Origin of the sequence: Streptomyces sp. NPDC029526, assembly GCF_040637405.1 — a bacterium.
GTDB lineage: Bacteria > Actinomycetota > Actinomycetes > Streptomycetales > Streptomycetaceae > Streptomyces.
In genome coordinates this window covers 212,534-237,180 of the sequence record NZ_JBEZWE010000003.1, presented here as the reverse complement: position 1 = coordinate 237,180, position 24,647 = coordinate 212,534, and the positions used below count along the sequence as shown (strand labels likewise).

The 24,647-nt window shown below is 73.7% G+C and carries 25 protein-coding genes; 6 read left to right on the top strand and 19 right to left on the bottom strand.

From position 1 onward, the window contains the following. Positions 1–4: 4 nt before the first annotated feature. From AB0F01_RS11950 to argC, 4 genes are read right to left on the bottom strand one after another with little or no spacing between them, the layout of a single operon-like run. Complete coding sequence (locus AB0F01_RS11950) at positions 5–1,213, bottom strand: acetylornithine transaminase (RefSeq protein ID WP_362093124.1); 1,209 nt, start codon at positions 1,211–1,213, stop codon at positions 5–7. After that, positions 1,210–2,139 (bottom strand): acetylglutamate kinase, encoded by a 930-nt coding sequence (argB, locus tag AB0F01_RS11945; RefSeq protein WP_362093121.1) that lies wholly within the window; start codon positions 2,137–2,139, stop codon positions 1,210–1,212. Before argB ends, AB0F01_RS11950 begins: the two co-directional genes overlap by 4 nt. After that, a complete protein-coding gene (gene argJ / locus AB0F01_RS11940) occupies positions 2,136–3,287 on the bottom strand; it encodes a bifunctional glutamate N-acetyltransferase/amino-acid acetyltransferase ArgJ (RefSeq protein WP_362093118.1) in 1,152 nt (383 codons plus the stop codon). The genes argB and argJ overlap by 4 nt, the downstream gene beginning before the upstream one ends. Beyond that, positions 3,284–4,312: an N-acetyl-gamma-glutamyl-phosphate reductase gene (argC, locus tag AB0F01_RS11935; RefSeq protein ID WP_362093116.1), complete on the bottom strand. Its 1,029-nt coding sequence runs from the start codon at positions 4,310–4,312 to the stop codon at positions 3,284–3,286. Before argC ends, argJ begins: the two co-directional genes overlap by 4 nt. A 286-nt stretch (positions 4,313–4,598) precedes the next feature. On the opposite strand from argC, the gene AB0F01_RS11930 reads away from it, so the two are divergent. Both AB0F01_RS11930 and AB0F01_RS11925 read left to right on the top strand, forming a co-directional pair. After that, positions 4,599–5,093, top strand: coding sequence for a hypothetical protein (locus tag AB0F01_RS11930; RefSeq protein WP_362093113.1), 495 nt, complete (start codon positions 4,599–4,601; stop codon positions 5,091–5,093). Positions 5,094–5,214: 121 nt separating this feature from the next. Continuing rightward, entirely contained in the window at positions 5,215–5,655 is a 441-nt protein-coding gene (locus AB0F01_RS11925) for a DUF6314 family protein (RefSeq protein WP_362093111.1), read from the top strand. A gap of 46 nt (positions 5,656–5,701) precedes the next feature. On the opposite strand, the gene AB0F01_RS11920 is transcribed toward AB0F01_RS11925, so the two are convergent. Further along, on the bottom strand, positions 5,702–6,295 hold the full coding sequence (locus AB0F01_RS11920) for a histidine phosphatase family protein (RefSeq protein ID WP_362093108.1): 594 nt from the start codon (positions 6,293–6,295) through the stop codon (positions 5,702–5,704). Positions 6,296–6,445: 150 nt separating this feature from the next. After that, positions 6,446–6,883, bottom strand: coding sequence for a GNAT family N-acetyltransferase (locus tag AB0F01_RS11915; RefSeq protein WP_362093106.1), 438 nt, complete (start codon positions 6,881–6,883; stop codon positions 6,446–6,448). Between the two features lie 336 nt (positions 6,884–7,219). Between AB0F01_RS11915 and AB0F01_RS11910 the strand changes: the two genes are divergently transcribed. Next, the gene (locus AB0F01_RS11910; protein WP_362093103.1) at positions 7,220–7,420 is read left to right on the top strand and encodes a DUF1918 domain-containing protein; all 201 of its coding nucleotides are present in this window, start codon (positions 7,220–7,222) and stop codon (positions 7,418–7,420) included. A gap of 1 nt (position 7,421) precedes the next feature. Here the strand turns inward: AB0F01_RS11910 and AB0F01_RS11905 are convergent, their stop codons facing one another. Further along, a complete protein-coding gene (locus AB0F01_RS11905; protein ID WP_362093100.1) occupies positions 7,422–8,681 on the bottom strand; it encodes a family 10 glycosylhydrolase in 1,260 nt (419 codons plus the stop codon). Between the two features lie 184 nt (positions 8,682–8,865). Between AB0F01_RS11905 and AB0F01_RS11900 the strand changes: the two genes are divergently transcribed. After that, positions 8,866–9,726, top strand: coding sequence for a 3-hydroxybutyryl-CoA dehydrogenase (locus AB0F01_RS11900; RefSeq protein ID WP_362093099.1), 861 nt, complete (start codon positions 8,866–8,868; stop codon positions 9,724–9,726). 211 nt (positions 9,727–9,937) lie between these two features. On the opposite strand, the gene AB0F01_RS11895 is transcribed toward AB0F01_RS11900, so the two are convergent. The 11 genes from AB0F01_RS11895 to infC form a co-directional block, all read right to left on the bottom strand. Continuing rightward, positions 9,938–10,489 (bottom strand): NUDIX hydrolase, encoded by a 552-nt coding sequence (locus AB0F01_RS11895; protein WP_362093097.1) that lies wholly within the window; start codon positions 10,487–10,489, stop codon positions 9,938–9,940. A 51-nt stretch (positions 10,490–10,540) separates the two neighbouring features. Then, entirely contained in the window at positions 10,541–10,759 is a 219-nt protein-coding gene (locus AB0F01_RS11890; protein ID WP_362093094.1) for a hypothetical protein, read from the bottom strand. An 84-nt stretch (positions 10,760–10,843) separates the two neighbouring features. Continuing rightward, positions 10,844–12,184: a transcriptional regulator gene (locus tag AB0F01_RS11885; protein WP_362093092.1), complete on the bottom strand. Its 1,341-nt coding sequence runs from the start codon at positions 12,182–12,184 to the stop codon at positions 10,844–10,846. Between the two features lie 283 nt (positions 12,185–12,467). Further along, positions 12,468–13,709, bottom strand: coding sequence for a PP2C family protein-serine/threonine phosphatase (locus AB0F01_RS11880; protein ID WP_362093089.1), 1,242 nt, complete (start codon positions 13,707–13,709; stop codon positions 12,468–12,470). Positions 13,710–13,941: 232 nt separating this feature from the next. Further along, entirely contained in the window at positions 13,942–16,455 is a 2,514-nt protein-coding gene (gene pheT, locus AB0F01_RS11875) for a phenylalanine--tRNA ligase subunit beta (RefSeq protein WP_362093086.1), read from the bottom strand. Continuing rightward, entirely contained in the window at positions 16,455–17,576 is a 1,122-nt protein-coding gene (gene pheS / locus AB0F01_RS11870) for a phenylalanine--tRNA ligase subunit alpha (protein ID WP_362093083.1), read from the bottom strand. Before pheS ends, pheT begins: the two co-directional genes overlap by 1 nt. Before the next feature lie 182 nt (positions 17,577–17,758). Next, on the bottom strand, positions 17,759–18,925 hold the full coding sequence (locus AB0F01_RS11865) for an ATP-binding protein (RefSeq protein WP_362093081.1): 1,167 nt from the start codon (positions 18,923–18,925) through the stop codon (positions 17,759–17,761). 51 nt (positions 18,926–18,976) lie between these two features. Further along, on the bottom strand, positions 18,977–19,843 hold the full coding sequence (locus AB0F01_RS11860; RefSeq protein ID WP_362093078.1) for an RNA methyltransferase: 867 nt from the start codon (positions 19,841–19,843) through the stop codon (positions 18,977–18,979). Positions 19,844–20,199: 356 nt separating this feature from the next. Next, on the bottom strand, positions 20,200–20,583 hold the full coding sequence (gene rplT, locus AB0F01_RS11855) for a 50S ribosomal protein L20 (RefSeq protein ID WP_033531708.1): 384 nt from the start codon (positions 20,581–20,583) through the stop codon (positions 20,200–20,202). A 104-nt stretch (positions 20,584–20,687) separates the two neighbouring features. After that, entirely contained in the window at positions 20,688–20,882 is a 195-nt protein-coding gene (gene rpmI, locus AB0F01_RS11850) for a 50S ribosomal protein L35 (RefSeq protein ID WP_015661694.1), read from the bottom strand. A 110-nt stretch (positions 20,883–20,992) separates the two neighbouring features. Then, positions 20,993–21,661 carry a translation initiation factor IF-3 gene (infC, locus tag AB0F01_RS11845; RefSeq protein ID WP_362093075.1) on the bottom strand — a complete coding sequence of 223 codons (669 nt, stop codon included), beginning with the start codon at positions 21,659–21,661 and terminating at the stop codon, positions 20,993–20,995. A gap of 391 nt (positions 21,662–22,052) precedes the next feature. Here infC and AB0F01_RS11840 point away from each other — a divergent pair, with 391 nt between their 5' ends. After that, positions 22,053–22,478 (top strand): DUF1844 domain-containing protein, encoded by a 426-nt coding sequence (locus AB0F01_RS11840; protein ID WP_362093072.1) that lies wholly within the window; start codon positions 22,053–22,055, stop codon positions 22,476–22,478. Positions 22,479–22,854: 376 nt separating this feature from the next. Here the strand turns inward: AB0F01_RS11840 and AB0F01_RS11835 are convergent, their stop codons facing one another. After that, on the bottom strand, positions 22,855–23,586 hold the full coding sequence (locus AB0F01_RS11835; protein WP_362093070.1) for an SseB family protein: 732 nt from the start codon (positions 23,584–23,586) through the stop codon (positions 22,855–22,857). Between the two features lie 232 nt (positions 23,587–23,818). On the opposite strand from AB0F01_RS11835, the gene AB0F01_RS11830 reads away from it, so the two are divergent. After that, complete coding sequence (locus AB0F01_RS11830; RefSeq protein WP_362093067.1) at positions 23,819–24,610, top strand: serine hydrolase; 792 nt, start codon at positions 23,819–23,821, stop codon at positions 24,608–24,610. The last annotated feature ends 37 nt before the right edge of the window (positions 24,611–24,647 follow it).

The following is a 24,647-nucleotide window of genomic DNA, read 5'->3' as shown; positions in this document are numbered from 1 at the left end:
CGTCTCATTCTCCGGATCGTCCTTCCCCGCCCGCCGGCCGGCCGGCCTCGTCCAGGATGCCGGTGAGTGCCCCGAGGAAGGCGTCCACCGCGTCGTCCGCGAGGGTGAGCGGCGGCATGAGCCGTACGACATCGGGGGCGGGCGCGTTCACCAGGAATCCGGCGTCCTGAGCCGCCTGTTGCGCCTGCGGCGCGAGCGGCTCGGTGAGCACGATACCCAGGAGGAGCCCGGCGCCCCGGACATGGTCGACGAGCGGGTGGCCGAGCGCCTCGATGCCGGCGCGGAGGCGTTCGCCCTGGCGCTTGACGTGGTCCAGGAGTCCGTCCCGTTCGATGGTGTCCAGGACGGCGAGGGCGGCGGCGCAGACGACGGGGTTGCCGCCGAACGTCGTACCGTGCCCGCCGGGTGCGAGGAGGTCGGCGGCCCGGCCGAAGGCGACGGTGGCGCCGAGCGGCAGTCCGCCGCCGAGGCCCTTGGCGAGGGTGACGACGTCGGGCAGGACGCCGTCGTGGGCCTGGTACTCGAACCAGGTGCCGGTGCGGCCGATGCCGGTCTGCACCTCGTCAAGGACGAGCAGCGCGCCGGTGGCGGCGGTGATGGCGCGGGCGGCCTTGAGGTAGCCGGGCGGCGGGACGACGACGCCGTTCTCGCCCTGGATCGGCTCGATGATCACCATGGCGGTGTCCTCGGTGACCGCGGCGGCCAGGGCCTGGGCGTCGCCGTAGGGGACGTGGGTGACGTCGCCGGGCAGCGGCCGGAACGGGTCCCGCTTGCCGGGCTGGCCGGTGAGGGCGAGGGCGCCCATGGTGCGGCCGTGGAAGGCGCCGTCGGTGGCGACGACGTGGCCGCGTCCGGTCAGCCGGCCGATCTTGAAGGCGGCTTCGTTGGCTTCGGCGCCGGAGTTGCAGAAGTAGACCTTGCCGTCGCGGCCGAAGAGCTGCAGCAGCCGTTCGGCGAGGGCGACGGGCGGCTCGGCGACGAACAGGTTGGAGACGTGGCCGAGGGTGGCGATCTGCGCGGTGACGGCCTCGACGACGGCGGGGTGGGCGTGGCCGAGCGCGTTGACGGCGATGCCGCCGACGAAGTCCGTGTAGGCGGTGCCGTCGGCGTCCCACACGGTGGCGCCCTCGCCGCGGACCAGGGGCAGGCGCGGCGTGCCGTAGTTGTTCATCAGCGCGCCCTGCCAGCGCGCCGTCAGTTCCTCGTTGCTCACGACTCCCCCTGGGTGACCGGTGTGTCCGGTGTGTCGTCGGGCACGACCATGGTGCCGATGCCCTCGTCGGTGAAGATCTCCAGCAGGATCGAGTGCTGGACCCGGCCGTCGATGACGCGGGCGGTGGTGACGCCGTTGCGTACGGCGTGCAGGCAGCCCTCCATCTTCGGCACCATGCCGGAGGAGAGCTCCGGCAGGAGTTTCTCCAGCTGGGACGCGGTGAGGCGGCTGATCACCTCGTCGGAGTGCGGCCAGTCCTCGTAGAGGCCCTCGACGTCGGTGAGGACCATGAGAGTCTCGGCGTCGAGCGCCGCAGCGAGTGCCGCAGCCGCCGTATCAGCATTGACGTTGTAGACATGTCCGTCGTCCTGGGAGCGGGCGATCGAGGAGACGACCGGGATGCGGCCGTCGGCGAGCAGCGCCTGGATGGCGCCGGTGTCGATCTCGGTGATCTCGCCGACGCGGCCGATGTCGACGGGCTCGCCGTCGATCTCGGGCCGGTGCCGGGTGGCGGTGAGGGTGTGGGCGTCCTCGCCGGTGAGGCCGACGGCGAACGGGCCGTGCTGGTTGAGCAGCCCGACGAGTTCGCGCTGGACCTGGCCGGCCAGCACCATGCGGACGACGTCCATGGCGTCCTCGGTGGTGACGCGCAGGCCCGCCTTGAACTCGCTGACGATGCCGTACCGGTCGAGGGCGGCGCTGATCTGCGGGCCGCCGCCGTGCACGACGACGGGCTTGAGTCCGGCGTGCCGCAGGAAGACGACGTCCTGGGCGAAGGCGGCCTTGAGGTCCTCGTCCACCATGGCGTTGCCGCCGAACTTGATGACGACGGTCTTGCCGTGGTGCCGGGTCAGCCAGGGCAGCGCCTCGATGAGGATCTGCGCCTTGGGCAGCGCGGTGTGCTTGCGGGTGGGTGTGTCGCTCATGAGGAGTAGGCGCTGTTCTCGTGGACGTAGTCGGCGGTGAGGTCGTTGGTCCAGATGGTGGCGGTGGCGTCGCCGGCGCCGAGGTCGGCGACGATGTGCACCTCGCGGTAGCGCATGTCGACCTTGTCGCGGTCCTCGCCGACACCGCCGTTCTTGCACACCCAGACGCCGTTGATGGCGACGTTCAGCTCGTCGGGCTCGAAGGCGGCCCGGGTGGTGCCGATGGCGGAGAGCACCCGGCCCCAGTTGGGGTCCTCGCCGTGGATGGCGCACTTGAGGAGGTTGTTGCGGGCGATGGAGCGGCCCACCTCGACGGCGTCGTCCTCGGTCGCGGCGCCCACCACCTCGACCTTGATGTCCTTGCTGGCGCCCTCGGCGTCCCGGATCAGCTGCTGCCCGAGGTCGTCGCAGACGGCCCGGACGGCCTCGGCGAAGGTGCCGTACTCGGGGGTGACGCCGGAGGCGCCGGAGGCGAGCAGCAGCACGGTGTCGTTGGTGGACATGCAGCCGTCGGAGTCGACCCGGTCGAAGGTGACCCGGGTGGCGTCGCGCAGCGCGCGGTCCAGGCTCCCGGCGTCGAGGTCGGCGTCGGTGGTGAGGACGACGAGCATGGTGGCGAGGCCGGGGGCGAGCATGCCGGCGCCCTTGGCCATGCCGCCGACGGTCCAGCCGTCGCGGGTGACGACGGACGTCTTGTGGACGGTGTCGGTGGTCTTGATGGCGATGGCGGCCTTCTCGCCGCCGTGCTCGGTGAGCTGGGCGGCGGCGGACTCGACGCCGGGGAGCAGCTTGTCCATGGGGAGCAGGACGCCGATGAGCCCGGTGGAGCAGACGGCGATCTCGCCGGCGCCGGTGCCGAGGACCTCGGCGGCCTTCTCGGCGGTGGCGTGGGTGTCCTGGAAGCCCTTCGGTCCCGTGCAGGCGTTGGCCCCGCCGGAGTTGAGGACGACGGCGGTCAACTGCCCGCTCTTGAGGACCTGCTCGGACCAGAGCACCGGGGCGGCCTTGACGCGGTTGGAGGTGAAGACTCCGGCGGCGGCGCGGCGGGGCCCGTTGTTGACCACGAGGGCCAGGTCGGGGTTGCCGTTCTCCTTGATCCCGGCGGCGATGCCCGCCGCCGTGAACCCCTTCGCTGCCGTCACGCTCACGGCGCCACTCCGATCGTCGTCAGCCCGGTGGTCTCGTCGAGCCCCAGGGCGATGTTCATGCTCTGGACGGCACCGCCGGCGGTGCCCTTGGTCAGGTTGTCGATGGCGCTGATCGCGACGATCCGCCCGGCCGCCTCGTCGAGGGCGACCTGCACCGCCACGGCGTTGGAGCCGTACACGGAGGCGGTCGCGGGCCACTGCCCCTCGGGGAGCAGGTCCACGAACGGTTCGTCGGCGAACGCCTTCTCGTACGCGGCGCGCAGCGCGTCGGCGGTGACGCCGGGCCTCGCCTGCGCGGTGCAGGTGGCGAGGATTCCGCGGGGCATCGGGGCGAGGGTCGGCGTGAAGGAGACGGTGACCCGCTCGCCGGCCGCCGCGGACAGGTTCTGGATCATCTCCGGGGTGTGCCGGTGGAGGCCGCCGACGCCGTAGGGCGACATGGAGCCCATGACCTCGCTGCCCAGCAGGTGCGGCTTGAGCGCCTTGCCCGCCCCGGAAGTGCCGGAGGCGGCGACGATCACCGCCTCGGCCCCGGCGAGTCCGGCCGCGTAGGCCGGGTAGAGGGCGAGCGAGACGGCTGTCGGGTAGCAACCGGGCACCGCGATGCGCTTGGACCCCTCCAGCGCGGCGCGGCGGCCCGGCAGTTCGGGAAGGCCGTAGGGCCAGGTGCCGGCGTGCGGGGTGCCGTAGAAGCGTTCCCAGTCGGCGGCGTCGGCGAGCCGGAAGTCGGCGCCCATGTCGATCACCAGCACCTCCGGGCCGAGCTGCTCGGCGACGGCGGCGGACTGCCCGTGCGGCAGCGCGAGGAAGACCACGTCGTGCCCGGCGAGCACCTCGGTGGTGGTCGGCTCCAGGATCCGCCCGGCCAGCGGTCGCAGGTGCGGCTGCAGCGCCCCGAGCGGCTGCCCGGCGTTGGAGTGGCCGGTCAGGGCGCCGATCTCGACCTCCGGGTGCGCCAGCAGCAGACGCAGCAGTTCCCCGCCCGCGTATCCACTCGCCCCGGCCACTGCGGCTCGTACCGTCATGGAACCTCCTCCTTAGGAGGCATGACTATACGCTCCCATGCAGGTTTATGCAATGCTGTCCGCCGGCCGCGCCCGGGGGCGCCCGGTCGGCACCTCGGCCTCTCCCCACCCCGGGCGAGGCGTGAGCCCCAGCAGGTCGATGGCCCGGCACGTGCCCCGGGGGCGGTGCGGAACCGACCGATTAGGGTGGCCTGGCGTCGGCGGGGCGCACGGCGGAGGGTTCCGGGGTCCCTGGACGTCCCTGTTGTCGCCGGAGTCCCGAATGCCTGGACGGAGTTGATCGGTCATGTCTCCTTCTCCGCGCTCGTGGAGCCGGGCGGTCGCCGCGCTGCGCGGCTGGCGGCGCGGGCAGTGGGGTGTGGCGGGCGTCGGTGCCCTGGTCACGGCGATCGTGGTCGGCGCGCCCACGGCCGTGGTGCCCAATCCGCTGTTCGGACGGTCGGTTCCCGTCCAGTGGTGGAACTATCCGGCCCTGGCGGTGACCGCCGTGCTCGCGGGCATCGTGCTGAGCACCTACGTGCGGCAGCCCTCGACCGCGCCGGAGCCGGGGGCCGGCGACGGCAGCCGACTGGGTGCGGTCGGCGGAGTGCTGTCCTTCTTCGCCGTCGGCTGCCCGGTCTGCAATAAGCTCGTCCTCGTCCTGCTGGGCGCGTCCGGCGCCATGAGCTACTGGGCTCCCCTGCAGCCGCTGCTGGCCGTCGTGTCGGCGGGGCTGCTGGCGGAGGCCGCCCTGCGCCGGCTGTCGTCGCAGACGGCGTGCGCCGTGCCGGCTCCTGCCTGACCTCCGTCCGGTCACCCCTCAGGCGCCACGAGGGCCGGCGACCGGTGGCGGCGTGCCCGGCGGTACCTTCTCTGCCGGGGCCCGGTGCCCGAGGGCGCGAGAGGAAGGGAGCGGCCGACGCATGGAGGAGTTCCGGCCGGTTCCGGACGTACTGGCGTTCCTCGGCGGACGGTGGCGGGTGGCGCGCGTCGTGCGGGACCTGGCGAGCGGTGACACCGGCGAGTTCAGCGGGACGACGGTCTTCCGTCCCGACCCGGCGGGCGGGCTCCTGCACGAGGAGGCGGGCACGTTCACCTGGCGCGGCACGGCCCGGCCCGCGGAGCGGACGCTGCGCTTCCTGCCGGGGCCGGGCGGCACCGCCGACGTGCGGTTCGCCGACGGCCGGCCGTTCCATCATCTCGACCTGACGGCGGGCCGGTACGTGGCCGACCACCCGTGCGCGGCGGATCTCTACCGGGGCGAGTTCACCGTGCGGGACGCGGACCACTGGCGGACGGTCTGGCGGGTGCGCGGCCCGGCCAAGGACCTGGAGCTGAGGACCGACTACGCGCGGGCACGCTGAACGGGCCGGGTCCCGCCCCGGCGATCCGGGCCGGACCGGCCACCGGCTACGCGCGGGTGGGCTGCGCCGACACCGGGTCCAGCCGCAGGCTCCAGCGCCCCGCGCGTCCGGCGACGGTGGTCGTCGACAGCGAACGGACGTCGATGCTCCAGTACGTGGCGGGCGGCGCCTTCAGGACGTACACCAGGGCGGCCCGGATGACGGACGGCTCGGCCACCGCGACGACCCGGCAGCCGTCGTCCGCGGGGCGGGTGTCGAGCCAGCCGCCGACCCGGGTGATGAAGTCGAGCAGGGACTCCCCGCCGTGGGCGGTGGAGCGCGGGTCGGCCAGCCAGGCGTCCACGGCCTGCGGCTCCCGCGCCATCGCCTCGCCGAGGCTCAGCCCGCGCCAGCGGCCCATGTCGCAGTCGCGCAGGGCGAGCTGGACCAGCGGGGTGTAGCCGAGGCCGTCGCCCGTGGCGCGGCTGCGGGGATTCGGGGAGCAGTAGCGCAGGTCGGCCGCGGCGAGCGGCACCAGTTCGTGGGCGACGCGCTGCACCTCGTGCCACCCGGCCTGGTCCAGAGGCCGGTCGTCCTGGAAACGCTCGGCGAGCAGCGAGGAGCTCCCCGCTGCGGCGACGAACGTGACCCGAAGTGCCATGCCGCGATGTTCATCCCGGGGAGGGGGCAGGTCAAGGGGCCCGTTCGGCCCGTCACCCGGCGTGACACGCGGGGCACCCACCGGTGGGGACCTGCCGGGCAAATGCCGCGACGGCGCAGGTGAGCGCGGTGACGGACGCTCGGTCGGCGGTCAGTCGAGGGCCAGCGCCATCCACTGGTCGGGCCGGTCCAGTGGCCGGAAGCCGAGCCGGGCGTACACGGCGTGCGCGTCGTGGGTGGCGAGCATGACGCGGCGCACCCCGAACGACCGCAGCTCCTCCCGGGCCGCGGCGACCAGGGCGCTGCCGATGCCCTTGCCGCGGACGGAGGGGTCGACGTACACGTCGCACAGCCAGGCGAAGGTGGCCCGGTCGGTGACCACGCGGGCGTAGGCCACCTGTTCGTCCGTGGTGGCCTCGTGGACGGCGAAGTTGAGGGAGCCCTCGATCGCCGCCCGCTGCGTGGCGGGGGCGCGGCCGAGCGCCCAGTAGGCGTCGGTGGAGAGCCAGTGGTGCACGCGCCCGGTGTCGATGCGGGACGGGTCGGTGGTGAGGGTGTACCCCTCGGGCAGGCGTGGAGTGGCGGTCATGGCGGGATGCTTCCAGCCGGGCGGCTGTGACGTCCAGGGATCACTGCGGGCGGGGCGTCACCCTCTGGCTCCGCTACGGCTGACTCCTGGTTCCGCCACAGCCGTGATGCCACCCACTGCCATGACGGGCCCGACGGCCGGGAGGGCGCAAGCGACGCTGCCGGCCGCAGCGACGCCGACGGGCATCGCCGTCACCCAGCGGGGTGCGCGGGTGGGCACATGAGGCGCCCCGGCCTGTTGTTCCGCGGGTGGCGTCCGGTCCGCTGCCGGGCCGCGCTCCCGGCCGTAGACTCGGGAGGACGGACCGCTGCTCCCGCACGTGGTGAGGAGAGACCGATGCGCGCAACCGTGGGCGACCAGCTTGTCCAGCACGGCAGGGTGGTCGGCCAGCACGACAAGGTCGGCGAGATCGTCGAAGTGATGGGTCCGGAGGGCAGCCCGCCCTACCGGGTGCGCTTCGAGGACGGGCACGAGACCGTGTGCTCGCCCGGGCCCGACTCCGAGATCCGGCACAGGATGCACCACCACCAGCAGTAGCTCAGGCCGGGGGGTCCGCCGGCCGGCCGTAGTGGTCGGCGACCACCCGGGCCATGGCCCCCACGGGGTCGTCCGCCACCTCCCGCGCGGCGAAGTACACGTGGCCGCGCGCTTCCGGATGGCGGGCGGCGAGCGTGAGGTGCCGGGACAGTTCGGCCGGGTCCTGCCAGGCGGCGGGCTGGGCCGGGTCGCCGGCCTTGTACAGCGCCTCGCCCACGTACAGCCGGGTGCCGGAGCCGCGGACGGTCTCGGCCCACCAGGGGAGCAGCTTCGCGTAGTCGGCGGCGGTGAAGCCGATGTTCCAGTACAGCTGCGGGCAGATGTAGTCGATCCAGTTCTCCCGCGCCCAGCGGCGGGTGTCCGCGTACAGGTCGTCGTAGGTCTGCACGCCGGCGGTGGTGTCCGAGCCGAGGGGGTCGGTTCCGGCGTTGCGCCAGACGCCGAAGGGGCTGATGCCGAACCGGGTGCCGGGCCGGACCTCCTTGATCCCGGCCGCCGTCTCACGCACCAGCCGGTCGATGTTGTCCCGCCGCCAGGCGGCCCGGTCGGAGAAGCCGCCGCCGTGCGCGCGGTAGGCGGCGGTGTCGTCGAAGGTCTGGCCGGCGACCGGATACGGGTAGAAGTAGTCGTCGAAGTGGACGGCGTCCACCGGGTAGCGGCGCACGGCGTCGAGCATGGCCTCCCGCACGAAGGCGCGGACCTCGGGCAGCCCGGGGTTGTAGTACAACCGCCCGGCGTACGGCACGACCCAGCCCGGGTTGCGGCGGGCGGGGTGGGAGGCCACCAGGCGGCCGGGGTCGGCGTGCAGGGCGACCCGGTAGGGGTTGAACCAGGCGTGCAGCTGCAGTCCCCGGGCGTGGGCCTCCTCGACGGCGGTCCCCAGCGGGTCCCAGCCGGGGTCCCGCCCCTGGGTGCCGGTCAGGTACTGCGACCAGGGCTCGTGGGGTGAGGGCCACAGGGCGTCGGCGGTGGGCCGGACCTGGAGGATCACCGTGTTGAGCCGTCGGCGGACGGCGGTGTCCAGGTGGGCGATCAGTTCCGCCCGCTGCCGCGTGACGCTCAGCCCCGGCGCCGACGGCCAGTCGCGGTTGCCCACGCTCGCCACCCAGACCCCGCGCATCTCGCCCGCGGCGGCGCCGCCGCGTTGCGGTCCGGCGGACGGCAGCGGCTGCTGCCGTCCGTGCGCCGCCGACGCCGCCGGCAGCGTCGCCAGCGCGGAGAGCGCGGCCGCCGCGAACGTCCTGCGTGACACTTGTCGCATTTCCACACCCCGAGATTCCGGCGGAACCGCCGGTCGTGGACGGTTTCGTGCCCCAGGATGCCCGACCCCGACGATCGATCATCGATACCTCGGAGTAACGTGCACGAACGGAGCAGGCTCCGGGACCCGGCAACCTGCCACCGCCATAACGGATGAGTCGCCCAAAATCAGCGAAAGGGACGATGTGACCGACATCGAACGCGTCGGAGTGGTGGGCTGCGGCCAGATGGGCGCGGGAATCGCCGAGGTGTGCGCCCGGGCCGGCCTGGACGTCATGGTGGCCGAGACGACCGGCGAGGCCCTGGAGATCGGCCGTACCCGGCTGTTCAACTCGCTGACCAAGGCGGCCGAGCGCGGGAAGATCACCGCGGAGGAGCTGGAGGCCACGCAGGCCCGGCTGACCTTCACCACGGACCTCGGCGAGTTCGCCGACCGGGACCTGGTGATCGAGGCCGTGGTGGAGAACGAGCAGGTGAAGACCGAGATCTTCCAGGTGCTCGACCAGGTGGTGACCCGCCAGGACGCGATCCTGGCCTCCAACACCTCCTCCATCCCGCTGGTGAAGCTGGCGGTGGCCACCGCCCGCCCCGACCACGTCATCGGCATCCACTTCTTCAACCCGGCGCCGGTGCAGAAGCTGGTCGAGCTGATCCCCGCGCTCACCACCTCCGAGGGCACCCTCAGCCGCGCCCAGGTCTTCACCGAGAAGGTGCTGGGCAAGCACGCCATCCGCGCCCAGGACCGCTCCGGTTTCGTGGTGAACGCGCTGCTGATCCCCTACCTGCTCTCCGCGATCCGGATGTTCGAGTCGGGCATCGCCAGCCGCGAGGACATCGACAACGGCATGGAGATGGGCTGCGCCCACCCGATGGGGCCGCTGAAGCTGTCCGACCTGATCGGCCTGGACACCGTGGCCTCGGTCGCCTACTCCATGTACGAGGAGTACAAGGAGCCCCTGTACGCCGCTCCCCCGCTGCTCCAGCGGATGGTCGACGCGGGACGGCTGGGCCGGAAGACCGGGTCGGGGTTCTACACCTACGGCTGAGACCGCGAGCCCGTTCCTCACCGCCGGGGGCCCGGCACCGGAGCACCCGGTGCCGGGCCCCTGGCGGTTCCGGCGGTTCCCACGGTTCCGGGGGTTCCGGCAGTGCCGCTGGTTCCGGGCCTGGGCCGGCGCGGTATCGGCCGGAGACCGGTCAAGGGCCGGGTCAGGGACCGGGTCGGGGGCCGCGTCGGGAACCACACCAGGGACCGAGTCAGGGACCCGGCCGCGTGTCCTGGCCGAGGCGTAAGTGGTGCAGCAGGAGTAACGCCGCGGCCATCGAGCCGCCCGGCACCTCGCCGCTCCCCACCAGGTCGGGGACCAGTTTGAGGGGGACCCACTCGCGGCGGTCCGACTCGAAGGCGTCGACGGGATGGCCGACGTACTCGCCCTCATCCGACCAGTAGACGTGATGCCGGGCGTCGGTGAGGCCGTTGGACGGTTCCACGGTCAGCAGGTGGTGCAGCGGGCCGGGCCGCCAGCCCGTCTCCTCCTCCAGCTCCCGGGCGGCGGCCCCGGCCACGTCCTCGCCGTCCTCCACGACGCCCGCGGGCAGTTCCCACCCCCAGCTGTCGGTGATGAAGCGGTGGCGCCAGAGCAGGAGGACCTCGTTGGCCTCGTTGACGACGGTGGCGACGGCGACGGGCCTCAGTCGTATGAGGAAGTGGTCGAGGCGACGGCCGTCCGGGAGCTCGACGTCCGCGAGGTTCACCTGGAACCAGCGGTTGGCATACACAGTTTGTTCGTACTGCTTCGTCCACTGCACGGGTTTGCCGCCTTCCGATGAGTAAGGGGCAATATCGCAGCAGAAACGGCCCTACAGGCAGGCGCACAATCGGCCGCCCCGGGAGCAGCCGACCGCGCGGCGGAAGCACGTGCGGGGGCGCACGGTCGCCGGGGCGCGCCGGATCCCCCGTGGCGGATCAGAGGCCCGCGGCAGCGGCAGCGGCAGCGGCAGCGGCAGCGGCAGCGGCAGCGGCAGCGGCAGCGGCAGCGGCAGCGGCAGGGACAACGGCAGGGACAACGGCAGGGACAACGGCGGCGCGGGCTACGGAGTGCGGCCCTCGTCCGCCGTCCGCCGTGCGTCCCGTCGGGGCCTTCGGCCACCCCGGCCGCCGGACTACAGCGGCACGCGCAGCGCCCCGTCGATGAGTTCGGCCGCCTCGTCCGTGCCCGCGCCGCCGCTGCGCACGAGGTGGTCGCGGACCGCGCGCAGACGGTCGCGCAGGCGCTGCGACTCCATGCCCCGCGCCTGTTCGGCCATCTGCACCGCGATGGCCACCGCCCGGTCGGCGTTGCCCTGCCGCAGCTCGATGGTGCTCAGGATGGCCAGCCGGTGCACGCGGCCCCGGTCGTGCGCGGGGGTGTCGACGGCCGCCGCCGCGTGCTCCCCGGCCGCCGCCAGCTCGCCGAGGCTGAGCAGGGCCTCCGCCACCTGGACGTTGACCAGGCCGGGTTGGACGTAGCCGGTCTCGTCGGGTTCGTGGCCCCGCCGGATGCGTTCGGCGGCCTGTTCGGCGCGCCGGATGCAGGCCAGCGCGGCCGTGCCGTCGCCGAGGTGGGCGTACGCCTTGGCCTGCATCGCGTACAGGTCGGAGGCGAGCGCGGGCGTGATGTGGGTCCCGGCGGTGCGCAGCGCGGCCTCCGCGAAGGCGACGGCCTGGCGGAACTCCCGCATGAACAGCGACTGGTTGACGAGCAGGGCGATGACGTAAGCGCCGAGTCCTCGGTCCCCGCTGGCCTTGGCGAGCCGGAGCGCCTGGTGGAAGTAGCGCTGGGCGAGACCGTGGGCGTCGGAGTCGTAGGCGCAGATGCCGGCGATGGCGACCAGTCCACCGGTGGCGCGGTGCAGTTGGCGGCCGGTGGAGTCGGTGTAGCTGCCGCGCAGCAGCGGCGCGGCCTCGGCGTTGAGGAAGCCGACGATGCGGGCGCGGGTCGCCACTCCCCCGGCCTTGCGGTACAGCTGCTCGTAGTGCGCGCGGGCGGCGCGCAGCATGGACAGGTCGCCCGCCGTGACGCGGTGTCGTCCGCCGCGGGAGACGTCCACGTCCTCGGGCGGGTTCTCCCACTCCCAGACGGGCATGACCGCCGGTGTGCCGGTGACGGCGGGGGCGCCCATCAGGTGGGGGCGCTGCTGCTGGTCGGACCGCCACAGGGCGGTGGCGCGCTCCACGAACCCGGACAGGGAGCCGGTGTGCGGGGCGGACGGTTCGCCGGGGACGCCAAGGCCGATGTCGTCGAGGGTGACGGGGCGCCGGAGCCGGCGGGCGAGCACTTCACAGATCACGTCGGGCACCTGACCGCGGGGGCGCTGGCCCTTCAACCAGCGGGCCACGGCGGTGTGTTCGTACCGCAGGGTCAGTCCGCGCGCCCGGCCCGCCTGGTTGACGCGGGCGGCGAGTCCCGCGTGGGAGATGCCCGCCTCGTCCAGGATCGCGTCGAGCAAGGTGTTGGGCTGCATGTCGGCCCCCCGGTGGCTCAGTGCCGGACAGAGTAGCGGTAATCGGTTCACACGGGGTGTGAACCGAGTGCGCGCATCCGCAGCGTGTGCGCGCTGTCGCGGAGAGTTTCCCTTCGCTTGACTGAGGTGCCTCGAAAGAGGCCGGCCGGGCCGTCGGCTCCCCCTCGTACAGTGCGACGGCCCGCTCCGCGCCGTCCGCCCAGCTGCCTGCCCGACATGTCGTGGCGGGGCGGACGGCGCACGGCTGCCCGGGGCCGCGCTCGGCGGCGCGGCGCCGGGCCGCTCACGGCCCGGGGCGGGTCCGGGACACGGACGGCTCCGGGGGCGGCGGGCGGGGGCCCACGGTGAGGCGGGGCGTGGCCGGCTCGCGCGCGCGGCCGGCGACGGCGGGTGGTGGGGGGCGTTCGTTGGTGAGGACGAGCAGGGCCACGTCGTCCTGGGGAGGCGCGTCGGTGTGCCGCAGCAGTGCGGCGAGGACCGTGTGCAGCACGGCCCGCGGGGTGTGCGGGGTGGCGCGGGCGGCTTCGTCGAGGATGCGGGCCAGTGGGAAGAAGCGGCCGTCGGCGTCCCGGGCGTCCTCGGCTCCGTCGGTGTGCAGCACGACGGTGGTTCCGGGCAGCAGCGGCGCGCAGGGGGTGGCGGGCAGGTCGGGCGGCAGGGGGAACGGGCCGAGCGGTGGCAGCGGGTCGGCGGTGGCGAGGGGTTCGGCGCCCGTGCCGCTGAGCAGGTGGGGCCAGGGGTGTCCGCAGTTCAGGGCGCGGGTGGCGCCGTCCGGGAGGATCTCCAGCAGGAGCACGGTGACGAAGTCCTCGTCGGCCGCGTCCCCGTGGTCCGGCGTGCTGGGGGTGGCGGGGTCGTGAGGGGCGGCGGCGCCGGTGCGGGTGGTGTCCCGGCGGACTCGGGCCCGGCGGGTCATGACCCGCTCCAGCCGGCGCAGTACGCCGGCCAGTTCGCTCTCGTCGTGCGCCGCCTCGCGGAAGCAGCCGAGGACCGCCGCGGCGGCCTGGGCGGCGTCCGGGCCGTGGCCGCGCACGTCGCCGATGACGGCGCGCACGCCGTGGTCGGTGGCGACCACCTCGTAGAGGTCGCCGCCGATGCGGGCCGACGTGTCGGCGGACAGCTGGATCGCCGCGACGGCGAGTCCGTCGACGTGGGGCGGGGGCGGGCGCAGTGGGATGCCGTGCGCGGCCCGGGTCTCCCGGCGGGCTTGGCGCAGTTCCCGCAGCAGGCTGTGGCGGACGTGCAGGATCATGCCGGTGCCGAGCGCGCACAGGACGGCGCTGTTGACGAGCCGGGAGCCGGGCCGGTCGTCGCGGACGAGCGGGCAGGTCAGCCGGTAGGTCAGTGCGGCGGCGGCCCAGGCCGTGGGGACGCCGACCGCGCGCAGCCGGCTGCCCCGGGGCCGGTCGGGGTTGCCGAACGGGGTGGGCCGGCGGGGAAGACGGAGGCGGGGCGAGGGGGTGGCTGCCCGTGAGACGGTCGGGGGCCGGCCCCGTCGGGGGACCCCAGCCTTGAAGCGGATCATGCAGCCGGCCCCCCAAGATAGGCCCCTGACAGCGCGGACCGGCCCCGTGAGGCCGGTCCGATTCTGTCGCCGCTGCACCGCATCCGGACGTATCACCCGCAATCGTCACCCGAATGAGTGAGGTGACCGGCAGGGACAGGAGCGGGAAGGGCAGGGGGCGCACGCCACCCCGGGGTGGATCCCGAGGTGACGTGCGCCCCCTGCGCGCTGTGTGCGCTCTGCGCTCGCGCGGTCAGGCGCGCAGGACCGCGCCGGTGCGCTCGCCCGCCAGCGCGACGGCCGTCTCCCTGGCCGCCGACGCCTCGTCGACGGTCAGCGTCCGGTCGGCCGCGCGGAACCGCAGGGCGTAGGCCAGGGACTTGCGGCCCTCGCCCAGCTGCTCGGCGTTCTCGTAGACGTCGAACAGGCGGATGGACTCCAGCAGTTCACCGGCTCCCTCCCGCAGCGCGGCCTCCACGTCGGCGGCCGGCACGAACGCGTCGACGACGAGCGCGACGTCCTGCGTGGCGACCGGGAACGTGGAGATGGCAGGTGCCTGCGGGATGCCCTCGCCGGCCCGTTCCACGGCGTCCAGGTCCAGCTCCGCGGCGCAGGTGCGCTCGGGCAGGCCCAGGGTCTTGAGCACACCGGGGTGCAGCTCACCGGCGTGGCCCACGACCCGCTCGGCGCCGTCGACGACCACCGCGAGCTCGGCGCAGCGGCCGGGGTGCCAGGGCCCGTACTGGCCCTTGCGGATGATCAGCTCGGCCCCCGCCTCGCGGGCGACGGTCCGGGCGGCCTCGATGGCGTCCGCCCAGTCGGCCGGGCGGCCCTTGCCCCACCAGCCGTCCCGCTCACGGGCACCGGCGAGGACGACCGCGACGTGCCGCGGCTGCTCGGGCAGTGCGGCGTCGAGTCCGGCGAGTTCCTCGTCGGTGGGTCGGCGGTCCACGGGCAGCCGGCCGGCGGTCCGCTGCTCGGGCCGCGGGTGGAAGACCAGGCCGGTCTCGAACAGCGCCAGGTCGTGCGTGCCGCGGCCGTCGTTGCGCCGCAGCGCGCCGAGCAGGCCCGGCAGCAGCGACGTCCGCAGGGCGGGCTCCTCGTCGTTGAGCGGGTTGGTCAGCCGCACCACCCGGCGGGCGGGGTCGTCGGCCGCCAGGCCCAGCTGGTCGAAGACCTGCTCGCTGACGAAGGGGTAGTTGGGCGCCTCCACGTACCCGGCGCCGGCCAGGGCCCGGCCGACGCGCCGGTGCAGGCGCTGGCGGGGGCTCAGGCCGCGGCCGGCGGGCGGACGGGGCAGGGTGGCGGGCAGGTTCTCGTAGCCCTCCAGCCGGATGACCTCTTCGGCCAGGTCGTTGGGGTCGGTGAGGTCGGGCCGCCAGGACGGCACGGTCACGATCAGCTCGTCCTGGCCGTAGACGTCGCACCCGACCTGCTGCAGCCGCCGGACGACCGTCTCCCGCCCGTAGGCGACGCCCGCCACCTTGTCCGGGTGGTCGGCCGGGAGGGTGATGGTGTGCGGCGCGCTGGGCGCGACGACCTCGGTGACGCCGGCCTCGGCGGTGCCGCCGGCCAGCAGGACCAGCAGGTCGACGGTGCGCTGCGCGGCAGCGGCGGCGGCCTGCGGGTCGACGCCGCGCTCGAAGCGCCGGGACGCCTCGGAGGACAGCCGGTGGCGCCGGGCGGTGCGGGCGACGGACACCGCGTCGAAGTGCGCGGCCTCGATGACCACGTCGGTCGACCCGGCGGCGCCGCCGTTGACGTCGGCGATCTCCGTGTCGGCGCCGCCCATGACACCGGCGAGGCCGATCGGCCCCCGGTCGTCGGTGATGACCAGGTCCTCGGCGTCGAGGGTGCGCTCGACGCCGTCGAGGGTGGTGAGCTTCTCGCCCGGCTCGGCGCGGCGCACCCCGATGGTGCCCTGGACCTGGGCGCGGTCGTAGGCGTGCAGCGGCTGGCCCAGCTCCATCATCACGTAGTTGGTGATGTCGACGGCCAGCGAGATCGGGCGCATGCCGACCTTCTGCAGGCGGCGCTGGAGCCAGATCGGGGAGCGCGCCTCGGGGCTCAGGCCGGTCACGGTGCGGGCGGTGAAGCGGTCGCAGCCGGCCGGGTCGGAGACCTTGACCGGGTGGCCGAAGGCGTTCGGGCCGGGCACGTCGAGCAGCGCCGGGTCGCGCAGCGGCAGCCCGTAGGCGGTGGCCGTCTCACGGGCCACGCCGCGCAGCGACAGGCAGTAGCCGCGGTCCGGGGTGACGGCGATGTCGAGGACCTCGTCGACCAGTTCGAGCAGCTCGATGGCGTCCTTGCCGACCTCCGTCTCCGGCGGCAGCACGATGATGCCCTTGCTGCCGTCGTCGCCCATGCCGAGCTCGTCGCTGGAGCAGATCATGCCGTGCGAGACCTTGCCGTAGGTCTTGCGGGCGGAGATCGCGAAGCCGCCGGGCAGCACGGCGCCGGGGAGGACCACGACGACCTTGTCGCCGACGGCGAAGTTGCGGGCGCCGCAGACGATCTCCTGCGGCTCACCGGTGCCGTTGGCCGTTCCGACGTCGACGGTGCAGAAGCGGATCGGCTTCTTGAAGCCCTCCAGCTCCTCGATGGTCAGCACCTGACCGACGACGAGGGGGCCCTTGAGGTCGGCGCCGAGGTGCTCGACGGTCTCGACCTCGAGGCCCGCGGCGATCAGCTTGGCCTGTACGTCACGGCCGGTCTCGGTGGCCGGCAGGTCGACGTACTCCCGCAGCCAGGAAAGCGGGACCCGCATCAGATCTCCATCCCGAACGGCCGGGTGAACCGGACGTCACCCTCGACCATGTCTCGCATGTCCTCGACGTTGTGGCGGAACATCAGCATCCGCTCGATGCCGAACCCGAAGGCGAAGCCGCTGTACTTCTCCGGGTCGACGCCGCAGGCGGTGAGCACCCGCGGGTTGACCATGCCGCAGCCGCCCAGCTCGATCCAGCCCTCGCTGGAGCAGGTGCGGCAGGGCCGGTCGGGGTTGCCGACGGACGCGCCCTTGCAGACGTAGCAGAGCATGTCCATCTCGGCGCTCGGCTCGGTGAAGGGGAAGAAGTTCGGCCGCAGCCGGGTCTTCATGCCCTCGCCGAACAGGGACTGCACCATGTGGTCCAGCGTGCCCTTGAGGTCGGCCATGGTGAGGCCCTCGTCGACGGCGAGCAGCTCCACCTGGTGGAAGACGGGCGTGTGGGTCGCGTCCAGTTCGTCGGTGCGGTAGACGCGGCCGGGGCAGATCACGTACACCGGCAGCTCGCGGTCGAGCAGGGAGCGGATCTGCACCGGCGAGGTGTGGGTGCGCAGCACGACCCCGGACTCGGTGCCGCCCTGCGGTCCCTGCACGAAGAAGGTGTCGTGCTCGCCGCGGGCGGGGTGGTCGGGGCCGATGTTGAGGGCGTCGAAGTTGAACCACTCGGCCTCGACCTGCGGGCCCTCGGCGACCTCGTAGCCCATGGCCGTGAAGATGTCCTCGATGCGCTCCGACAGGGTGGTCAGCGGGTGCCGGGCACCCGGGGCCGTCCGGTCGTGGGGCAGCGTGACGTCCACGGACTCCTCGACCAGCACGCGGGCGTCCCGCTCCGCCTCCAGCTCGGCCTGGCGGGCGGCGAGGCCCTTGTTCACGGCACCGCGCGCCTGGCCCACCCGCTTGCCGGCCTCGGCCTTGGCGTGCGGGGGCAGGGCGCCGATCTCGCGGTTGGCGAGGGCCAGCGGGGAGGCGGGGCCGGTGTGGGCGACCTTGGCCTCGTGGAGCGCGTCCAGGGAGTCCGCGGCGGCGAAGGCGGCGAGCGCCTCGTCCCGCATGCGCTCGATCTCTTCCGGTTTCAACGCCTCGACCTCGACAGGGTCGTACGACTTATTCGGTGCCGACATCTCTTCCCGTACTTCCGATTTGTCCCCCAGTTGCCACTGGGAGGTGCCCCCGGGGCTGATGGTCCCCGACACCGCTCGTGCACGACACGTCCTGGCCCGGGGACACAAAGGTGCCAAGGGTCGAGTCTAACGGGGCGGGGAGGAACGAATGCGCCCGTGGGGTCCCGGGCCCGCCTGCGCGACTACCGCGCGCCGCGTGGCAGGTCGCGGGCGAAGGCCGGGGCCCCCACGGGCAACGTAAATCGGAACTGGGCACCGCCGGCGCGGGCCCGCCCGACCGTGATGGAGCCGCCGTGGGCCTCGACGATGCCCTTGACGATGTACAGCCCGAGCCCGGTGCCGCCGCGTTTGCTGCCCCGCCAGAAGCGGGTGAAGACGCGGTTCATGGAGTCCTCCGGGATACCGGGGCCCTCGTCGCTCACGGTGACCGACGTGGCCGCGTGCTCGCCGTCCTCCGGTTCCCTCGGGGACGGCGCGGGCGTGATGTCGATGGTGACGGTTCCCTCGCCGTGGCGCACGGCATTTTCCAGCAGGTTGCTCAGCACCTGGTCGATCTTGTCCGGGTCCGCCCACAGGTCGGGCAGCGGGTGCTGGACGCGCAGCAGGAACCGGTCGGCGCTCTGCCCTGCGGCCACGTACGCCTGGATGTGGCGGCCGACGGCGGCGCCGATGTCGACGGGCTGGCGGCGCACCTCCAGGCGGCCGGAGTCGATGCGCGATATGTCGAGCAGTTCGGCGATGAGCCGGGTGACCCGGTCGGCGTCCGCGTCGACGGTCTCCAGCATGAGCCGCTTCTGGTCGTCGGTGAACCGCTCCCACTTCCTGAGCAGGGTGGCGGTGAAGCCCTTGACGGAGGTGAGCGGGGAGCGGAGTTCGTGGGCGACGGTGGCGATCAGCTCGGCGTGGCTGCGCTCGGTGCGGCGGCGGGCCTCGGTGTCGCGCAGGGTCACGACGAGGCGGCGCAGCGGTCCGGTGGGCCGGGTGCGGACGTAGCGGGCGGCGACCAGGACCTCCCGGCCGCCGGGCAGCAGCAGGTTGCGTTCGGGCTGGCCGTTGCGGATGGCGAGGCCGCCGTACGGGTCGGTGAGCTGCCACCAGTGGCGGCCCTCGAGGTCCTGTAAGGGCAGCGCGCTCTCGATGCGCCGGCCGAGGGCCTGTTCGGCGGGGAGGGCGGCGATGCGGACGGCGGCCCGGTTGAAGCAGATCACCCGTCCGTGTTCGTCGGCGACGACGAGTCCGTCGGGCAGCTGGTCGGGATCGATGCCGAGGTCGTGGAGTCCACCGGGCCGGGGGGCGGGCGGACGCGCCACCTGTCGTGCCCCCGGTGCGCTGCCCGTGCCGACGCTCATCCCCGTACCCCGCCTCTCGACTTGCTCAGGGGCTCTCCGAGTCCGGTCACCCTACTGGTTCCCGGTGACGGAACGGCACCCTCCGGCGGCACGCTGCGCACGCGCCGACGCATAGAGACATACGGCGGCGGCGGTGGCGAGGTTCAGACTCTCGGCCTTTCCGTGGATCGGGACGCGGACGGCGGCGTCGGTGAGGGCACGGGTCTCCTCGGGGAGCCCCCACGCCTCGTTGCCGAAGACCCAGGCGGTGGGGCCGCCCATGGTGCCGCGGTCGAGCTCGTCGTCGATGTCGCGGTCCCCGGCGCCGTCGGCGGCGAGCACCCGGATCCCGGCGGCCCGCAGCCCGCCCACGGCCTGCTCGACGGGCACGCCGACGGCGACGGGCAGGTGGAACAGCGAGCCGACGGAGGCGCGGACGGCCTTGGGGTTGTAGACGTCGACGGAGGCGTCGGTGAGGACGACGGCCTCGGCCCCGGCGGCGTCCGCGCTGCGCAGGACGGTGCCGGCGTTGCCGGGGTCGCGCACGTGGGCGAGGACGGCGACGAGCCGGGGGCGCGCGGCGAGGATCTCCTCGAAGGGGGTGTCGAGGAAGCGGCAGACGCCGACCAGGCCCTGCGGGGTGACGGTGGTGGAGATGTCGGCGACGACCTGCTCGGCGGCGAGGTGGACGCGGGCGCCGGCGTCACGGGCGGCGCCGATGATGTCGGCGTAGCGGTCGGCGGCCTCGGGGGTGGCGAACAGTTCGACCAGGGTGGCGGCGGTGTCCGCGGCGCGGTGTCCGGCGGCCTCCCGTACGGCCTGGGGGCCCTCGGCGAGAAACAGCCGCTCCTTGCCCCGGACGTTCCGTTTGGCCAGCCGCCGGGCGGCCAGGACCCGGGAGGAGCGGGGGGAGATCAGCTCGGGGCTGACGGAGGGCATCGTTCGTCACCTTCGTGGAGTCTCGGTCGCGGGTTATGCGGCCCGCTCGCGCACGCGTGGCCCCCGGCCCCCGGCACGACACCGGGGCGCGGTCGAGGCGGGGGCGGGGCGCGGTCGGCCCCGCGGGGCGGTCCGGCCCGAAGGCGGGCGCGGGGGGCCGGCCCGGGAGGTCCGCCGGGAGCGGGTCGTGCGGGCCCGACCCCCGGGCGGGGCCGGGGGCCGGGTTCCGCGGAGCCGGCTGCCGGCGGGGCGCGCGGCGGGGCTGCCGGAACGGGCCGCGTCGTGCAACAGCAGGACCCGCAAGCCGGTACGGCCTGCGGGTCCTGCGGTCACGTCGGCTCAGGGCCGGCGCGGCGTCACGCGGCCTTGGGCGCGTTCACGTCCGCGGGCAGGGCCTTCTGCGCGACCTCGACGAGAGCGGCGAACGCCGTCGCGTCGTTCACGGCCAGCTCGGCCAGGATCTTGCGGTCGACCTCGATGTTCGCGGCCTTCAGACCCTGGATGAAGCGGTTGTACGTGATGCCGTTGGCGCGGGCAGCGGCGTTGATGCGCTGGATCCACAGCTGGCGGAAGTCACCCTTGCGCTTCTTGCGGTCGTTGTAGTTGTAGACCAGCGAGTGGGTGACCTGCTCCTTGGCCTTGCGGTACAGGCGCGAACGCTGACCGCGGTAGCCGGAGGCCTGCTCGAGGATCGCCCGGCGCTTCTTGTGGGCGTTGACTGCCCGCTTGACGCGTGCCACTTGTTAACTCCTTGTAGCGGGGCCGTGGTCGTCGCTCACACGGCCCGAAATCGATTGGGTCCCGGTCCTGACTGTCGGACGGCGCCTGCGGGGGCGCCGACGCGTCACTTGCCGAGAAGCTTCTTGATCTTCTTGGCGTCGCCCGGGGCCATCTCGGCGTTGCCGGTGAGGCGACGCGTCACACGGGACGACTTGTGCTCGAGCAGGTGGCGCTTGCCGGCGCGCTCGCGGAGCACCTTGCCGGAGCCGGTGACCTTGAAGCGCTTGCTGGCACCGCTGTGCGACTTGTTCTTCGGCATAGCGCCGTTCTCTCCTCGTCGGTGGCGCTCCGATGCCCGGTCACGAAAACCGGGCACGGTGGAGCGTCGTTCTTGTTTCGGTTGCTTCCTGGGGCTCGCGCCCCGGGGAGTCACGCCTCGGCAGGCTCCTCGGCCGCCTGGGCGGCCTCGTTCTCCGCGGCGTTCTGCGACTTGCCGGGGTTGGCCTTCGCGTCTGCCTTGCGGGCTTCCTGCGCCTGGCGGGCCTCGGCCATCGCCTCGGTCTTCTTCTTGTGCGGACCGAGAACCATGATCATGTTGCGGCCGTCCTGCTTCGGGTTCGACTCCACGAACCCGAGGTCGGCCACGTCCTCCGCGAGACGCTGCAGCAGCCGGTAGCCGAGTTCCGGCCGGGACTGCTCGCGACCACGGAACATGATCGTGATCTTGACCTTGTCGCCCTGCTTGAGGAACCGGACGACGTGACCCTTCTTGGTGTCGTAGTCGTGCGGGTCGATCTTCGGCCGGAGCTTCATCTCCTTGATGACCGTGTGCGCCTGGTTCTTGCGCGCCTCACGGGCCTTCATGGCCGACTCGTACTTGAACTTCCCGTAGTCCATGAGCTTGCACACGGGCGGACGGGCGTTCGCCGCGACCTCGACCAGGTCCAGGTCGTACTCCTGCGCAAGCTCCAGTGCCTTGGCCAGGGGGACGATGCCCACCTGCTCGCCACTGGGACCGACAAGTCGCACCTCGGGAACGCGAATCCGGTCGTTGATGCGGGGCTCGGCGCTGATGGATCCTCCTCGGTAGCACCACACGGCGGTCTGGCGGACAGCCGCGTAACGTCTGTGTTCTCGTAAGACCTAACCGCGCCGAAGCAACAAAAATGCCCCGGACGATCACAGGCGGGGTTCCTCGAACTACCGGAACACCGCCGCGGAGATCGCGGGGCGCACTCTCGGGCGGTTCGCCGTGGAGCGGCACCGCCTGACCGGTGACCCGCCGCCCTGAGGGCGGAAGGTGGGAGTTCGAAGCCTCCACTTGTGGGCCGGGCTCGTGCACCTGGAGGCATACGGGTCCGACCGGTCGTTACACAAGGCTAGCAGCTCCCGGAACCTGGTGCTAACCACCGTGCCCCCGGCTACTGCCCCGGTTCCCGCAGCGGCTCCTGCCGTCGGGCGGTCCCGGGGCAGCGCCTATCGTGAGGGCATGAGTGAGACCCCCGCCTCGGACACCCCCGAGACCCCCGCCGGCCCGGACAGCACGGACGGCCCGGACAGCACGGACGGCCCGGACGGCAACCCGGACTTCGACGCCATGGCCCGCGACATCGCCGAGGTCCCGGCGGTCGAGGTGATCGTGACGGTCGCCGTGAACCTGATGAGCGCCGCCGCCGTGAAGCTGGGGCTGACCGAGGAGGGCGACCGGCACAAGGACCTGGACGAGGCCCGCAAGCTGGTCCACGCCCTGGCCGGGCTGCTGGACGCGTCCACCACGGAGATCAGCTCCTTCCACGCGGCCCCGCTGCGCGACGGGCTGAAGTCCCTGCAGCTGGCGTTCCGCGAGGCCTCGCTCGTGCCGGACGAGCCGGGCAAGGGGCCGGGCGAGAAGTACACGGGACCGCTCTACAGCTGACCCTCCCGCCACCGGTCGTGCCGCCGGGGCCCCGGCCCCGGCCGTCGGTACGGCATTCCACCGCTACGGGTTTCCGCCGCATCCACCCGGTCGGCTCCTCCTGGATCCGTCCGGTCCGGTCCAGGGCGGTCCGGAGCTGTCCTGAGCTGTCCGGACCCGCCCGGACCCGTCCTGCCGGATTCCAGTCCGCCGCTCCCGCTTCCGCTTCCGTACCCGGATGCGGGAGCTCCGGCGCGCGTTCGCGCGATTCCGGGACCCTGGCCTGCGCGATACGTCTCCGTGTCCCGTGGCCCGTGTCCGCCGCCCGGTCCTGCCCGGGCCCCGGGACCCGTCTCGGGTCCGGGCCCGTCTCGGGTCGGGCCCGTCCGGACCCGTCTCAGGCCCGGACGTACAGGGGCTCGCCCGGCGGCGTCGCCCCGGCCGGCAGCACGGCCAGGTCGAGGCCGCGCACCAGGCGGGCCCTGAGTGTCTCGTCCGCCGCGAGCCGCTGCGCCACTTCACGCGCGGCCTCGGCGACGGAGGCGGCCGGGTCGAGGACGAGGGCGAGGGTGCCGTCCGCCTGTCCGGGACCGAGGTGGGCGCGCAGGACGGCGGGCTCGGCGGCGACGGCCGCGCGGACGGCCTCGGTGACGGCGGGGTCGGCGAGCGGGTCGGTCGTGGTGCGCCCTTCGGCGAGCGCGAGCAGCGCGTGGCCGGTCAGTTCGAACGGCACCGGCCCGGCCACGTCGAGGACGACGGTGTCGGCCTTCTCGTGGGCGGCGGCCTGGAGCGCCTGGTGCAGCGGGACGGCGACGGGGCGGGCCTCCGGGTCCCACAGGGCGAGCGAGTCGGTGGAGGTGAAGGCGGGCAGCGCGGTGCGGTTCCCGGCCTTCAGGGTGGGGACCGCCATGTCACTGGTCTTCTCGCGGCGCAGCCCGTTCTCGTCCTCCTCGACCTCCCCGAGGAGGGCCACGACGGGCACCAGCAGGCGGGTGCCCTTGAGGGCCTGAAGGACGGGGCCGACGGCCTCGCGGTCCTCGGCCCAGGCAGCGAGTGCCGCGCTCAGCCGGGGGTCGGCGGAGCCGTCGTCGTCGCGGTAGCCGGGGTCGGGAATGTTCTTGTTCGCCACGGTCACCGACCTTATCGGCCGCGCGGGACGGGCTCCGAGGCGGGCGGCGCGGTCCGGCGGGCCCTCGCGACGGCGCCACGATGCCACGGCGCCACGGTGCCGTGCGGTGGTGCGGGTGGAACCGGTGACAGGTGGGAAGCGTGACGGACGTGACGGACGACCGGGGCGGGCTGTGAGCGCGGTGGAGCGGGCGGCGGCGGGGGACGCCGCCCGGTCGGTGGTTGCCCCGAGGGTGACCGAGGGCCCGTCGGGTGGTGTGGGTGCCGGGCGGGACGCGGTGGGTCCGGCGCGGGTGTCGGTCGCCGCCCTGGACCCGGTGACCGGGGACGCCGTGTGCTCCGGGGACGGGGTGTTCGTCACCGCGAGCGTGGTGAAGGCCGACATCCTGGCGGCCCTGCTGCTGCGGGCGCGGGACACCGGACGTGGACTCACCGCCATCGAGTGGGCCCGGGCGGCGGCGATGATCGGGCGCAGCGACAACGAGGCGGCGTCGGCCCTGTGGCGGGCGATCGGCTCGGCGGCCGGGCTGGACGCGGCCAACGCCCGTCTGGGGCTCACCGAGACGGTGGGCGGCGCCCACGGGTACTGGGGGCTGACCCGGACGACGGCGGCGGACCGGCTGGTCCTGCTGCGGGAGTTGCTCGGGCGGGACGGCGAGGCGGGACGGGGCCTGCTGGACGAGGAGGCGCGGGCCGGTGCACGCCGATTGATGGCGGAGGTGGTCCCCGAGCAGGCGTGGGGGGTGCCGGTGGTGGCGGACGGATCCGCGTGGGCGGTGAAGAACGGCTGGATGCCGCGGGACGCGACCGGTCTGTGGGTGGTGCACAGCATCGGCCGTGTCACCTCGGGGGGACGCGAGGTGCTGCTGGCGGTGCTGTCCGACGGCAACGCGTCGAGGGCGGAGGGCGTCGCCCGGGTGGAGGCCGCGGCGCGCACGGCGGTGACGGCCCTGCGGAACACTGTGACGGGCGGGCGGGAGAAGGCCGCGGGCGCCGAGGCCGGGCGCGCGTCCGACGGCCGGTGAGCCGCCGCCGGCCGGGCGGGCGGGCGGAGCGAGGGGG

Bases quoted from the DNA above. Each gene is read 5' to 3' on its own strand.
- argB (WP_362093121.1), bottom strand. From the start codon at position 2,139: ATGAGCGACACACCCACCCGCAAGCACACCGCGCTGCCCAAGGCGCAG.
- argC (WP_362093116.1), bottom strand. From the start codon at position 4,312: ATGACGGTACGAGCCGCAGTGGCCGGGGCGAGTGGATACGCGGGCGGG.
- AB0F01_RS11930 (WP_362093113.1), top strand. From the start codon at position 4,599: ATGTCTCCTTCTCCGCGCTCGTGGAGCCGGGCGGTCGCCGCGCTGCGC.
- AB0F01_RS11925 (WP_362093111.1), top strand. From the start codon at position 5,215: ATGGAGGAGTTCCGGCCGGTTCCGGACGTACTGGCGTTCCTCGGCGGA.
- AB0F01_RS11920 (WP_362093108.1), bottom strand. From the start codon at position 6,295: ATGGCACTTCGGGTCACGTTCGTCGCCGCAGCGGGGAGCTCCTCGCTG.
- AB0F01_RS11915 (WP_362093106.1), bottom strand. From the start codon at position 6,883: ATGACCGCCACTCCACGCCTGCCCGAGGGGTACACCCTCACCACCGAC.
- AB0F01_RS11910 (WP_362093103.1), top strand. From the start codon at position 7,220: ATGCGCGCAACCGTGGGCGACCAGCTTGTCCAGCACGGCAGGGTGGTC.
- AB0F01_RS11905 (WP_362093100.1), bottom strand. From the start codon at position 8,681: ATGCGACAAGTGTCACGCAGGACGTTCGCGGCGGCCGCGCTCTCCGCG.
- AB0F01_RS11885 (WP_362093092.1), bottom strand. From the start codon at position 12,184: ATGCAGCCCAACACCTTGCTCGACGCGATCCTGGACGAGGCGGGCATC.
- AB0F01_RS11880 (WP_362093089.1), bottom strand. From the start codon at position 13,709: ATGATCCGCTTCAAGGCTGGGGTCCCCCGACGGGGCCGGCCCCCGACC.
- pheT (WP_362093086.1), bottom strand. From the start codon at position 16,455: ATGCGGGTCCCGCTTTCCTGGCTGCGGGAGTACGTCGACCTGCCGGCC.
- pheS (WP_362093083.1), bottom strand. From the start codon at position 17,576: ATGTCGGCACCGAATAAGTCGTACGACCCTGTCGAGGTCGAGGCGTTG.
- AB0F01_RS11865 (WP_362093081.1), bottom strand. From the start codon at position 18,925: ATGAGCGTCGGCACGGGCAGCGCACCGGGGGCACGACAGGTGGCGCGT.
- AB0F01_RS11860 (WP_362093078.1), bottom strand. From the start codon at position 19,843: ATGCCCTCCGTCAGCCCCGAGCTGATCTCCCCCCGCTCCTCCCGGGTC.
- rpmI (WP_015661694.1), bottom strand. From the start codon at position 20,882: ATGCCGAAGAACAAGTCGCACAGCGGTGCCAGCAAGCGCTTCAAGGTC.
- AB0F01_RS11840 (WP_362093072.1), top strand. From the start codon at position 22,053: ATGAGTGAGACCCCCGCCTCGGACACCCCCGAGACCCCCGCCGGCCCG.